Below are 12,388 nucleotides of genomic sequence, written 5' to 3' on the forward strand. Positions count from 1 at the left end.
TGGGGTTAGTGCCTCGAATTCGCTTCCGCTCTCATTTACACCACCGTCAGACATGAAATCTTTAGTACTCTACTCTTTGGCCGGCGCGCTGGCTGCCTGTGGCGCCCGCTCGGCTTCAACCAACGACAAGCCCAACACCATGGCCGAAACGCCCGCTGCCACCACCGAAACCGCTGCCGCTCGCAGCACCGTGTACGACTTTACCGTTACCGACATCAACGGCAAGCCGGTGCAGCTCAGCCAATACAAAGGCAAAAAGCTGCTGATTGTGAATACGGCTTCGGAATGCGGCTACACCCCGCAGTACAAAGAGCTGGAAGAGCTGTATAAAAAGCACGGTGACCGGGTAACCGTGTTGGGTTTTCCGGCCAATAACTTCGGTGGGCAAGAGCCCGGCACCAATGAGCAGATTGCCTCATTTTGCGAGAAGAACTACGGCGTTACGTTCCCGCTCTTCAGCAAAGTATCAGTGAAAGGCGACGACACTGCTCCGCTGTACCAGTTCTTGGGCGATAGGGCCAAGAACGGCTACACCGACGAAAAGCCCACCTGGAACTTCTGCAAGTACCTCATCAACGAGCAAGGCCAAGTGGTAGGCTTCTACCCATCCAAAGTAAAGCCGATGAGCGAAGAGCTGGTATCGGCTATTATGAAGTAACCGGCTACCACAAACGCTGGTTGGTAAAGTAGGTTACCAACTGTTTAGGCTGTTAGTAAACAAGGTTACCAACGTTGTAAGAGCCTGATGAAGAGGCTCTAAACCGCGCTACGCTTTGACAACCTCTTCCGATATTACTCCGCGAAACCCAAGCCTCATCGGGGCTTGGGTTTCGGCTTTCCGGCCGCGCACCTTGCCGTTGGCCCTGGCCAGTATCCTAATGGGCGGCTTTCTGGCCGCCAGCCGCCACGAGTTCAACGGGGCGGTGATTGGGCTTGCTGCCCTTACCACGGTGCTGCTGCAAGTGCTCAGCAACCTCGCCAACGACTACGGCGACTCGCAAAACGGCGCCGACAGCGTGCACCGCGAGGGGCCGCAGCGTGCCGTGCAGAGCGGCGCTATTTCGCCGGCGGCCATGAAGCAGGGCATGTACGTGTTCGGCGTCTTGTCGCTGGCTTCGGGCTTGCTGCTGCTGTGGGTTGCCCTAGGTGCCTCGGGGCTGTGGCTGTTTATGGGCTTTCTGCTGCTGGGCTTGGGTGCCATTTGGGCGGCCATCAACTACACGGCCGGCGCCCGGCCCTACGGCTACGCCGGGCTAGGCGATGTATCGGTGTTTTTGTTTTTTGGATTGGTGGGCGTGTGCGGCAGCTACTTTCTGCAAACCCGCGAGCTGCCCTACGAGGTGCTGCTACCGGCCATCAGTCTGGGCTGCTTTTCCACGGCGGTGCTGAACGTGAACAACATTCGCGACATGCGCTCCGATGAGCTGGCCGGCAAGATTACCATTCCGGTGCGCCTAGGTGCCCGCCGAGCCCGCGTGTACCACTGGCTGCTGTTGCTGCTGGGCCTAGGTGCCGCGGTGGTGTACGTGCTGCAGCACTACTGCTCGCCGTGGCAGTGGCTGTTTGTGGGCGCGGTGCCGCTGCTGCTGTTCAACGGCGTGCAGGTCTGGAAACGGCAGCAATCGATGCAGCTCGACCCATTGCTGAAGCAAATGGCCATGAGCACCCTGCTCTTTGTGCTGCTGTTCGGTATTGGGCAGATGCTGTGAGCTACTTCCTGTTAACGCCGTAGAGCGTTAAGTCAAATACAAAACAACAACGGCCGCTTGATTAGCGGCCGTTGTTGATAGTAATGTCTGCGGATAATTACCCGCGCAAGTAAATCCTGAAAGTGGTGCCGGTGCCTTCTTGGCTTTCGACCTCGATGCGGCCGCCGTGCGATTGTACCAACCGGTTCACCAGAAACAAGCCGACACCGGTGCCGTCGCTGGCTTGCGGGTGGAAGCGGCGAAACAACTGAAACAGCTCTGCACCGTGCCGCTCCAAGTTCATACCTAGGCCATTGTCGCGAATTTCGAGCACGGGTTGGCCTGCCAGCACTCGGGTTTGTAGGCTGATTTGCGGCAGGCGCTCGGGGTGGCGGTATTTAAGGGCGTTGCTGAGCAGGTTGTGCAGAATGGTGCGCAGGTTGCTCCGCACGTACAACACTTCGGGCAACTCGGCAAAGTCGCAGCAAACGGCGGCTTGGCTTTCCTGCACTTGCGGTCGAATTGCCTGCATCACCTCGTTGGCAATTTCCGGAAGTTGCACCAGCTCTGCGGTGTTTTCGCCGGGTTGGCGCTGCTCCTGCACCACGGCAGTTAGCCCATCAATAGTACTCGACAAATCGCGCAACGACGACTCCACCAACTGCAACACCATCGATTCGTCGGGGTCGTCGAAGGTGGCGCTGCGGCGCAGCTCGTCGAACAGGCCGCTGAGGTTACTGACCGGCTGTTTCAGGTCGTGCGAGGCCGCGTACACAAAATTGTCGAGGTCGGCATTGGTGCGGGCCAGCTGTTGGTTGGCCGTATCCAGGGCTTGGTTGCGGGCCTGAATGGCCGCATTGGCCGAGGTAAGCTGGTCGTTGCTCTGCTGCAACTGCCGGCGCGTTTCGTTGAGTTCGTAGAGCGAATCGCGCAACTGCTGGTTTACGGATTGCAGCTGCCGATGGTGCTGGGCTACGTGCTGGCGCCACTCGTTCTTTTCAATAGCGTGAAGGACCGTCTTAGCGAGCAACTCCTGATCGAAATGGCCTTTGACGAGGTAATCGAGCGCCCCGTTGTTGAGCGCGCGTACCGCTAGCTGTTCGCTGCCGCCACCCGTAATCATTATCACGCACAGGGTTTCGGGCGGCGAGATGCGCTTAAAGTCGCTGAGCAGCGACAGGCCGTCGGTATCGTGCAGGTTGTAATCGAGCAGCACGCAATCGGGCTGGTGCTGGGCAAACAAAGCCAAGCCCTCTTCGCCCGAAGCGGCCTCGTATATTTCGAAAGTTTGTAACTCGGGCTGTTTGCGCAAGTAGCGCTTGTACAGCATCCGATCGTACTCGTTGTCGTCGACGAGAAAGATCTTCTTCACGCAGGGGCGGCTAGCTTTCGGAGGGTAGTTCGGTGGTGTTCAGCCAGTAGCGTACTAAGGCACGGGTTTTCTCCTCCAGCACCGAAAATTCGATGGGTTTGGTGAGGTAGCTGTTAGCGCCTAGGCGGTAGCAGTCCTGAATGTCGCGGGTGTTGGTAGAGGTGCTGAAAATGATAATCGGAATCGACTGCAACCGTGGGTCTTTCTTTACGATATCGAGCACGGTGCGGCCGTCGGTGCCGGGCAGGTTAAGATCGAGCAGTACAAAAGCCGGCAGCTCCTGGGGCCAATTGGGGTGTTGGCCATAGCTCTGCAGGTATTCCAAGGCCTGGTCGCCGTCTTCGCAGCGGAGCACAGGATTAGGTAATGCCTGCTTACGGAAGGCACGACCCAATGCGGTGAAATCTTCCGCGCTGTCTTCCACCACCAGGATGGGTTTGTGAGAGGAGGTTATCACTTACAAGTGCTTAGAAAGAGAGAAATAGAACGTGGTGCCCTGGCCAGGCACTGAATTCAACCACAACTCGCCCTCGTGTCGTTCCACCATCTTCCGGGCAATAGTCAGGCCAGCGCCGGTTCCGCCGCCAAATTTATCCTGCGCGTGCAGGCGCTTGAATATTTTGAAGATGGAATCGTGGTGCTTCGGATCAATGCCGATGCCGTTGTCCTGCACGCAGAACACGTAATAATCGGCGGGGTTGCCGGTGCCGCGCGGACCACGCGCATCGGCGGGGGCCGTGCCTACGCTGATAAGCCGCTCAGGCTTATCGTTGTAGCGCATGGCGTTGGTAAGCAAATTGTTGAGCACTTCCCGTATACGCACTTTGTCGCACCGAAGGGTGGGCAGCGGGCCAAGTACCGTAGCCTTGGTGTTGGTTTGCTCAAAGCGCGGGTGCAGCATATCGAGCACTTCCTCCAACACTTCGTTCATGTTGGTGGGCACCACTACCAGCTCTTGCCGGCCCACGCGCGAGAGCTGCAACAACGATTCGATAAGTGCCTCCATGCGCTGGCTGAGGCGCACCAGGGTTTGCAGCTTGCTTACGCCGTCGGCATCGAGCTGGTCGGCGTAATCTTCGAGCAGGAAGATGGAATAGTTGTGAATGCCACGCAGCGGCTCTTTTAGGTCGTGCGAGGCCACGTAGGCAAACGAATCGAGTTCGTCGTTGCTGCGCTCGAGCTCGGTGTTGAGCTTGCTCAAGCTGGCGGCGCGGGTCTGCAGCTCGTTGAAGATCTTGAGGCGAACGTCGGAGAGGTGCAGCCTGATTTCCTCGGCGGCGGCAACTTCCATGTCGCGCCACGGCAGCGCGGTGTTATCTACCTCTTGGCTCCAAGCCGCAAACGACTGCCGGGGCGAGAGGTGCAGCAGGCCATCTTGCATTACCTCGGCCTTCTGCTCTTTGCCCGCCCACGTTACCGTTTGAATGAGTTCGGGCCGAAACCAGATGATGTAGTCGCCGGGGTCTTGGGCCAGCGAAATGGCCAAAATGCCGCTGGCCGTGCCCCGAATGGCAATGCCCGCCGGGTTTTGCTGCACATAGGAGTTGGTCCGAAACAAATCCTGCTTCATGTTCAGCTGCAGCCAGGTGCGCAGCTCTTCAAGCTGGGGCTGGGTAGGCGTGTTGCCCAAGGTAATGATGCTGCCCTCGAAGCAAATGGCCACGCCGCCGCAATCGAACACATCCATTACGGTAGGCTTGCGCTTGTACAAGCCCTCCACGAAGTTGTCGTGGCGCGAAATCTGCTCGAACAGCCGCGCCTGGGTTTCCCGGATGTGCAGCTGGTAGGCGTAGTCGTCTTGCTGCTGCTTGGTTTTCAGCAGCGCCGAGAACGTTTTACCAATAAACAGGCACAGCTCGCGCAGCTCGTAGCCCACGAGGCGCGGCGTAAGATGGTGGCAGGTAATCAGGCCCCACAACTTGCCCTCCTGAATGATGGAGATGGTCATGGTGGCGGCCACGCCCATGTTGCGCAGGTACTGCAGGTGTATCGGCGATACGCTCCGCAGCACGGCGTACGTCATGTCGGGCGGGCGGTTGGCTGCGGGGTGCATTACGGGCACCAAAGGCGCCGGCACGTACGACACATCCGGGATAAACCGCAGCCAGTTTTTCAGGTACATGGCCCGGGCCTGCGGCGGAATATCGGTGGCGGGGTAGTGGAGGCCCAAGAAAGGCTCTAGGTCTTCGCGTTTGGCTTCGGCTACTACTTCGCCGCTGGCATCTTCGGCAAAACGGTACATCACCACCCGATCGAAGCCCGTAATGGTGCGCAGCTGATCGACAGCAAACTGGCAAAACTCGAGCACCGAGCCAGCCCCTAGCATGTGCCCCAAGGCTACGTTGAGCGAGGCCAGGTCGAAGGGCGCGGTAACAACCTCAGCTACCGGCTCAAACTCTACCCACAGCAATCCGTCGTAGCGGTGCGTAATCAGTTTGTAATAGGGCTGATCGGGCAGCTGGTCGAGGCGCGTGCCGAGTAGCTTAGGCGTTTCCGCCAGGCCCGTCCACAGCTGTTCTACTTCGGCTAGGGTGCTGGCACCTAGGAGCCGCTCCAAACCATTACCCAGCAGCTCTTCGGCCGGAACGCCAATCAGCGGCGCGGTATTGGCGCTGGCGTGCACCACGCGCTTGGTTTGCTCATCGAGGCAAAGCAAAAAGCCGTAGGGTTGCACCGAGCCCGGTATATGAATGGGCTCCCGGTCGCAGTTAGTCAGCGTGACCGGCGTATTGAGGAGGGCTTCGTCGGAGTAGATTACCGTAGCTCGATCCACGCGTGTAGCTTTTGAAACGTCTGAATGGCGGAGTGCACAATTTCCGCTTCGTTGTCGGGCGTGGCTTCGGTTGCCAGCAGCTGGCAGAAGCTTTTCCACATCGGGCCAGTGTGCTCGGCATAGCCCGTAAAGTAGGTGCGGGTGTTGATGCCCGCCTTGGCGAGCTGGCGCGTAATTACTTGCCCACCCAAGCTCGAGCCCTCGATTACGTACATGGCACCTAGGAGTTGGGCGCGGGTACGCAAGTCGGGCATGTCGGGGCACTGGGGCAGGTGAGCAGCCTCGGGCAAATCTTGCTCAATAAGGTGCGCGCGTTGGCGTTGCGCTACTTGCCATTCGGGGCCGAATCCGTGCCGGCGCAGCTGAGCTTCGTAGGGCTGCAGAAAGCCGTACAGCTTAGCCAAAAAGCGCGTGGTTGCTTCTGCCGAAATGTTGCCCGCTACAAGTGCCTGGTTGAATTCGTTTTGCTCCAGCGCGTGGTGGTAGGGGTGCGTTTCGGCACGCAAACGCTGAAGAATAATTGGTTTATCGAGAGCAACAGGCATGTGGTAAGCAGTAGGTGGCAGAAACATACGCAACACGGCCACCAGCCATAAAGTGCTGAATAGCCACGCAGCGCACCATTGCAAACAGCCGAAAGCACACAAGCACCTTGCTACTAGTTGTAGCAAGGTGCTTGTGTGCTAAGGGGTTATTCGCTGGCTGCTGGAGCCGCAACGCTCTGCGGAGCTCCTTCGGGTTTGGGGCCCCGGCGGTTGCGGCCGCCGCGCTTGCGGCGGCGCTTGGCCGCCTCGCCGGTGGCGCTTTCGCCGGCCGTTTCAGCCGATGCCGTTACGGTTTCGCCAGTGGCTACTGCACCTTCCGCCGCACCCTCGGGGCGCGGCTTACGACGGCGCTTTTTCCGACGCTTCTGCTCCTCGGTTTCGGCTACGGCAGCGGCACCGTCGGTACCTAGGGCTGCAGGGGCAGGGCTGGCAGCTACCGGAGCGGCCGCACGCTCGGGGCGAGCGTTGCGCACACCCGGTTTGCTACCCCGGCCGCCCGGCTTGGCACCGTGCGCCGCGCCGCGGCCGCGGTATTTCTTCGGGTCGAACTCGGGAGAGGGGCCAATTTCCTCGGGGGTGGGCTTTTTCTCCAGCTCCCGCTCAATCAGCTTCTCAATTTTCACCACGGCGTCCTGGTCGTGGTCCGACACGAACGTAATGGCCATGCCCGAAGTGCCCGCGCGGGCCGTGCGGCCGATGCGGTGCACGTAGTCCTCGGCATCGCGCGGCAAGTCGAAGTTTACCACGTGCGACAAGTCGCTCACGTCGATGCCGCGCGACATTACGTCGGTGGCTACCAGAATCTGGAACTGCTTGTTCTTGAACTCGCGCAGCACCTGCTCGCGCTCCTCCTGGGTGCGGTCGGAGGTGATGCCGCGCACGGCCAAGCCCTTCTTGCGTAAAGCACGCTCGATGGGCCCCACGTTCATTTTGCGCGAGGTAAACAAAATCATGCTCTGTACCTCGAGCTGGCCAATTAGGTGTTCCAGCAAAGCCAGCTTGTTGGTGTCGTACACCATGTAGAGCTGCTGGTTGATGTTCTCGGCCGGCTTCGACACGGCCAGGCGGATTTCCTCCGGCTCGTGCAAAATCTTCTTCGAGAACTCGCGAATCTTATTCGGCATGGTAGCCGAGAACAGCAGCGTTTGGCGCTTGGTGGGCAGCTGATTGACGATCTGGATGATGTCCTCGGCAAAGCCCATGTCCATCATCTTGTCGGCCTCGTCGAGGATCAGGAAGTCAATCTGATCGAGCTTCACGTAGCCCAGCTGCATGTGGGCAATCAGGCGGCCCGGCGTGGCGATAATGATGTCGGCACCTTGCGTAAGGGCGCGCTTCTGCTGCTCCCAGATGTCGCTTTTGCCGCCGCCATAAATGGCAATGCTGCTGGCGCCTACATGGTAGCCGAAGCCTTCTACCTGCTCATCAATTTGCTTGGCCAGCTCGCGCGTGGGGCACAAAATGAGGGCGGTAGTATGCTCGGGGCGCTCGTAGGCGATAAAATCGAGAACGGGGAGGAGGTAAGCGGCAGTTTTGCCGGTGCCGGTTTGGGCACAAGCAATAAGGTCTTTTCCGGCCAGGGCGGCCGGTATGGCCTGCTCCTGAATGGGGGAGGGCTTGGTATAGCCCATGCCCTGCACACCGTCGAACACGTCGGGGTGCAGTTGAAATTCGTCGAACGTCAAGGGTTCAGCAATGTTGGGTAAATGATGGCTGACCTTGAGTTCCTGGGTCAGCGAAAACAGCGTATTGGCGCTAAATATACGCGAAACCAACAGGTGCGGCGGCGCGATGGTTCGCCTCCGAATATTATTCGGGTGCAATACTCTTCGCAATTATGCCCGAGCTTGCTTTGGCAGCCCCATTGGCGGCGCCGAGGGCATTGCTACCTAGGGCAGTAAATATTTAACCGACTTAAAGTATTTGGCCGCCGAGGGCGTCGTAAGAATACCGCTCCGCGCCGCTGCGGGTGCGGTTAGCGCTTACGCCCAATGAGAGTAATAATAACCGGCGCCACCGGCATGGTTGGCGAAGGCGTGCTGCACGAGTGCCTGCTCGATGCCGATATCGAGCAAGTGCTGGTGGTTACGCGCCGGGCCACCGGCGTGCAGCACCCCAAGCTGCGCGAGGTACTGCTCACCAACTTTGCCGATCCTGCACCCGTGGGAGACGAGCTTTCCGGTTACGACGCCTGTTTTTTTTGCCTGGGTGTTTCGTCGATTGGCATGAGCGAGGCCGAGTACAGTCGTCTTACTTACGACCTCACGCTAGGCTTTGCCCGCACGCTAGCCCACCTAAACCCGCAGATGACGTTCTGCTACGTTTCGGGTGCTGGTACCGACGGCACGGAGCGCGGCCGCCAAATGTGGGCCCGCGTGAAAGGCCGCACCGAAAATGCCTTGCAGCAATTGCCCTTTCGGCGGGTATACGCCTTCCGGCCTGGCTACATGCACCCCACACCCGGGCTAAAGAACACGCTTTCGGGCTACCGTTACTTTACTTGGGCGTACCCCGCGTTGCGCAAGCTGTTTCCGGGGCATGTGTCCACGCTGCAGGAAATGGCTCAGGCCTTGATTAACGCGGCTAAGTTTGGATACCCGAAGCCAGTGCTTGAGGTAAAGGACATCGTGCAGCTAGCCCACCAACAAGCGGCGGAGCAGGCTTAATTCGTGTGCATCTCCCACTGCTCGTCGGGCTCGGCTAAGGCTTGCAGCTGCCACAGCATGTGTTCCTCGGTTATGGGGTAAGCGGCGCCGTTTCGCAACGACTGGTACACCGCCTCGAACAACTGCAGGTAGTCGCCTTTGGGCGGCGTTAAGGTCTGCCGCGTTTTCTGGCCGTCGGCACCAACCAGCGTCAGCAGGCCGGCTTCGGAGCCGGGTTCGAGGCCGTAAGCTGCATCGAGCGGAGTGAGGCCTTCCAGCAACTGCGCTTCCTGTACATCGGCCCTCGATTTCTGAAAGCTACCTAGGGTACCGTGGAGCACGTAGGCCGGCAACGGTTGCGCAATAACCAACCCCGACACCAGCGTAACCAGCGGCCCGCTAGGGTAGAGGAGCTGCAGCTGAAAGTAATCGTCGACCTGCGAGCCGGGGCGGAAACGCCCCAACGTGCGGCGCACGCGGGCCGGGCGGCCAAACAAGCTCAGTGCCTGATCGAGAATGTGCGGGCCTAGGTCGAACAGCAAGCCACTGCCGGGCAGATCGGGCGTTTCTTTGAACAGCTTGTGGTGCAGCGGCAGCTTGTACCGATCGAAGCGGAACGTAACCTCGGCCAATTGCCCTAGCTGCCCGCTGGCTACTACCTGTTGCACCAATTGAAAGTCGCTGTCCCAACGGCGGTTTTGGTAAGCAAAAATTTGCCGGTTTACCGAGCGCGCCAGCTGCCACAGCTCCTGCACCTCGGCCGGAGTGGTTGCCACCGGCTTTTCGAGCAGCACGTGTTTGCCGGCTTGCAGCGCCTGCCGCGTAAGCTCCACGTGCGAGTCGTTGGGCGTGTTCACGATTACCAGCTCAATGGCGGGGTCGCTCAGCAACTCGGTCACGCTGTTGTAGCTGATGATATTGGGGTAGCGCTGCTGGGCTTGTTTGCGGGTGCGCTCTACTACGGCGCGCAGGGCAAAGCCGGGGTGGGCCGCCACAAACGGCGCCTGAAATACCTGGCCCGACATGCCGTAGGCGAGCAAGCCGGTTTGGATGGCGTTGGTCATGGCGTCAAAATACGCAGAAGCGTGCCCCAAGGTATAATCCGCATGCTGGGCTTCAGGGGCAGGCTTTGTAAGTTGGTGGCGCAGTTTATCTCAGATTCATTCCGCGGCCCTTGGCAGAACAATCAACTCAGCTCCCCCTTCATGGCTTGCGCGTGCTGGAGCTGGCCAGCGTATTGGCCGGCCCGCAGGTGGGGCAATTTCTGGCCGAATTAGGTGCCCAAGTCATCAAGGTTGAACCACCGACCGGCGACGTAACCCGCACCTGGAAAATCCCAGCCGAAGCCCCTGGCACCGACGTGTCGGCCTACTTTGCCTGCGCCAATTGGGGCAAGCAGTCGGTAGTGGCCGATTTGCGCTCGGAGGCCGGGCTGCAGCTCGTGCAACACCTAGCCCATCAGGCCGATATCGTACTGGCCAGCTACAAGCCCGGCGACGCTGAAAAACTGGGTGTCGATTACCAAGCCCTAGGTGCCCGCAACCCGCGCCTGATTTATGGGCAGATAACCGGCTACGGGCCCCACGAGCCCCGCGCCGGCTACGATGCCGTGGTGCAGGCCGAAGCCGGGTTTATGTACCTGAATGGCCAGCCGGGCGGCGAACCGCTCAAGATGCCCGTGGCCTTAATGGACTTGCTGGCGGCCCATCAGCTAAAAGAAGGCCTGCTTACCGCTCTGTACCGGCGCGAGCGTACCGGCCTAGGTGCTTTGGTGCAAGTATCGTTGTGGGAAGCGGGCTTGGCCTCGTTGGCCAACCAGGGCAGCACCTACCTTGCCACCGGCCACGACCCCAAACCCATGGGCTCAGGCCACCCCAGCATTGTGCCCTACGGCACCGTGTACCTAGGGGCCGATGGCGTTCGGCTGATTTTGGCCGTGGGCACCGACCGGCAGTTTCAGCAGCTATGCGAGGTGCTGGACCGACCGGAGTGGGCTGCCGACGAGCGGTTCCGGACGAACGGGGCGCGGGTGCAGCACCGGGCGGCGTTGGAAGCGTTGCTGCACGAGCGGATTGGGCACGTGCCCGGGGCCGAGTTGCTGGCCGAACTAGCCCGGTTGGCCGTGCCGGCAGGGGCGGTGCGTACGGCCGGGCAAGCCTTGGCCGAACCATCTGCTGCGGGTATGCTGTTGTCGCCGCAAGCCGGTTTTGCCCATGCCGGGCTGCGCACGGTAGCTTTCCGTAGCCCGCAGTGGCCAACTGCCGAGGCCTTGTCGGCGCCGCCGCACCTAGGCGAGCATACCGCGGCTTTCGGAACGGCCGAGTGCGCATCGGGCGAAAACCAAACCCCAGCGAACTAAAGCTTCGTACCATTGCCTTATAGCTGTTCGTGTTTGGCAGCCCTTAGGGTGCCAAACCTTCCACTGACCTAAACGGCGTATTGCCGCCCGCCTATGCCTCAGGAAATAGAAAACGCCACGCCCTCCGCCGAATTTAACGAGAAGCCCGGTACGCCCGCCGCCGAGCCCACTGCCCAAAGCCCCGTACCCGCCGAGCCCGAGGCAAGTGCCCCCGCCACCGACGAAACGGCGCAGGCCCAAGCCACGCCCGAGCCGGTAGCCGCCGAAGCTCCGCACGAGGAGATAGAAGACAAGCTCGACATCATTTTCGAAGGGCTGCGCCAGAAATCGACCGCTAAGCAGGCCATCTTCCGCAACACGCAAGCCGCGTTTGAGTGCCTGCGCACCGTAACACAGGAGTTGGTGCTGGAGCTTACGCGCCGCATTTCAACCGTCGATTCGAGCGTGGTAATCGAGTACCGGCCCATCAACGAGTTCGAGTTCCACATCCGGTTTTCGGGCGATTTGCTGGTGTTTGTGATGCATTCCAACATCATTACCTTCCCCGACGACTTTCCGCTGTTCGGCTCGCGCTACGTAAACGACGACTTCCGCCGCCGCTTCTTCGGGCACATCATGGCCTACAACTTTATGGCCGACTCGATTAAGTACCAGCGCATGAACGACCCCGGCTACCTCGTGGGCCGCTTGCTCGTCAACATCGAAAACCACTACTACATTGAAGGCGCCAAGCAACTCGAAATGCCGGAAAACGACATGGAGCACAACGTCATCAACGAAGACGCCATGCGCCTGTATGTGGAAAGCGCCATGATTGCCGCCGTGAACAACGACCTGATGGCTCCCTCAATCCAGGACATTCAGAAGATTACCGTGAAGCAGAAGCTCGAAAACCAGCAAGTAAGCCGCGGCAGCAAAGTCGGCTTCAACTTCCGCAACGAGCAACGCCACGCCGGTTACGACGGTCTGATTTACTAGGGTGCTATCCGCAAAAACAAAGCGGGGC

11 protein-coding genes are annotated in these 12,388 nt (G+C 59.7%); 5 read left to right on the forward strand and 6 right to left on the reverse strand.

Annotation, left to right across the window (positions count from 1 at the left end; all coding sequences use genetic code 11):
• Nucleotides 1-52 precede the first annotated feature (52 nt).
• The gene (locus ASU33_RS06880; protein ID WP_059069573.1) at nucleotides 53-658 is read left to right on the forward strand and encodes a glutathione peroxidase; all 606 of its coding nucleotides are present in this window, start codon (nucleotides 53-55) and stop codon (nucleotides 656-658) included.
• Nucleotides 659-773: 115 nt separating this feature from the next.
• On the forward strand, nucleotides 774-1,709 hold the full coding sequence (locus ASU33_RS06885) for a 1,4-dihydroxy-2-naphthoate polyprenyltransferase (protein WP_059069576.1): 936 nt from the start codon (nucleotides 774-776) through the stop codon (nucleotides 1,707-1,709).
• A gap of 97 nt (nucleotides 1,710-1,806) precedes the next feature.
• On the opposite strand, the gene ASU33_RS06890 is transcribed toward ASU33_RS06885, so the two are convergent.
• From ASU33_RS06890 to ASU33_RS06910, 5 genes are all read right to left on the reverse strand, one after another.
• The gene (locus tag ASU33_RS06890) at nucleotides 1,807-3,060 is read right to left on the reverse strand and encodes an ATP-binding response regulator (protein WP_059069578.1); all 1,254 of its coding nucleotides are present in this window, start codon (nucleotides 3,058-3,060) and stop codon (nucleotides 1,807-1,809) included.
• A gap of 10 nt (nucleotides 3,061-3,070) precedes the next feature.
• A complete protein-coding gene (locus ASU33_RS06895; protein ID WP_059069580.1) occupies nucleotides 3,071-3,517 on the reverse strand; it encodes a response regulator in 447 nt (148 codons plus the stop codon).
• Entirely contained in the window at nucleotides 3,518-5,833 is a 2,316-nt protein-coding gene (locus tag ASU33_RS06900) for an ATP-binding protein (protein ID WP_160328149.1), read from the reverse strand.
• The gene (locus ASU33_RS06905; protein WP_059069582.1) at nucleotides 5,815-6,378 is read right to left on the reverse strand and encodes a biliverdin-producing heme oxygenase; all 564 of its coding nucleotides are present in this window, start codon (nucleotides 6,376-6,378) and stop codon (nucleotides 5,815-5,817) included. Before ASU33_RS06905 ends, ASU33_RS06900 begins: the two co-directional genes overlap by 19 nt.
• A gap of 146 nt (nucleotides 6,379-6,524) precedes the next feature.
• The gene (locus ASU33_RS06910) at nucleotides 6,525-8,009 is read right to left on the reverse strand and encodes a DEAD/DEAH box helicase (RefSeq protein WP_078063037.1); all 1,485 of its coding nucleotides are present in this window, start codon (nucleotides 8,007-8,009) and stop codon (nucleotides 6,525-6,527) included.
• 360 nt (nucleotides 8,010-8,369) lie between these two features.
• Here ASU33_RS06910 and ASU33_RS06915 point away from each other — a divergent pair, with 360 nt between their 5' ends.
• Nucleotides 8,370-9,044, forward strand: coding sequence for an NAD-dependent epimerase/dehydratase family protein (locus ASU33_RS06915; protein ID WP_059069585.1), 675 nt, complete (start codon nucleotides 8,370-8,372; stop codon nucleotides 9,042-9,044).
• On the opposite strand, the gene ASU33_RS06920 is transcribed toward ASU33_RS06915, so the two are convergent.
• Nucleotides 9,041-10,087 carry a Gfo/Idh/MocA family oxidoreductase gene (locus ASU33_RS06920; RefSeq protein WP_059069587.1) on the reverse strand — a complete coding sequence of 349 codons (1,047 nt, stop codon included), beginning with the start codon at nucleotides 10,085-10,087 and terminating at the stop codon, nucleotides 9,041-9,043. The two genes, ASU33_RS06915 and ASU33_RS06920, sit on opposite strands and share 4 nt — an antisense overlap.
• 110 nt (nucleotides 10,088-10,197) lie before the next feature.
• Between ASU33_RS06920 and ASU33_RS06925 the strand changes: the two genes are divergently transcribed.
• Nucleotides 10,198-11,382, forward strand: coding sequence for a CaiB/BaiF CoA transferase family protein (locus ASU33_RS06925; RefSeq protein WP_286130428.1), 1,185 nt, complete (start codon nucleotides 10,198-10,200; stop codon nucleotides 11,380-11,382).
• Nucleotides 11,383-11,475: 93 nt separating this feature from the next.
• Nucleotides 11,476-12,360 (forward strand): SPOR domain-containing protein, encoded by an 885-nt coding sequence (locus tag ASU33_RS06930; RefSeq protein ID WP_286130429.1) that lies wholly within the window; start codon nucleotides 11,476-11,478, stop codon nucleotides 12,358-12,360.
• Nucleotides 12,361-12,388: the final 28 nt, after the last annotated feature.

Origin of the sequence: Solirubrum puertoriconensis (assembly GCF_001483135.1) — a bacterium.
Classification (GTDB): domain Bacteria; phylum Bacteroidota; class Bacteroidia; order Cytophagales; family Hymenobacteraceae; genus Solirubrum; species Solirubrum puertoriconensis.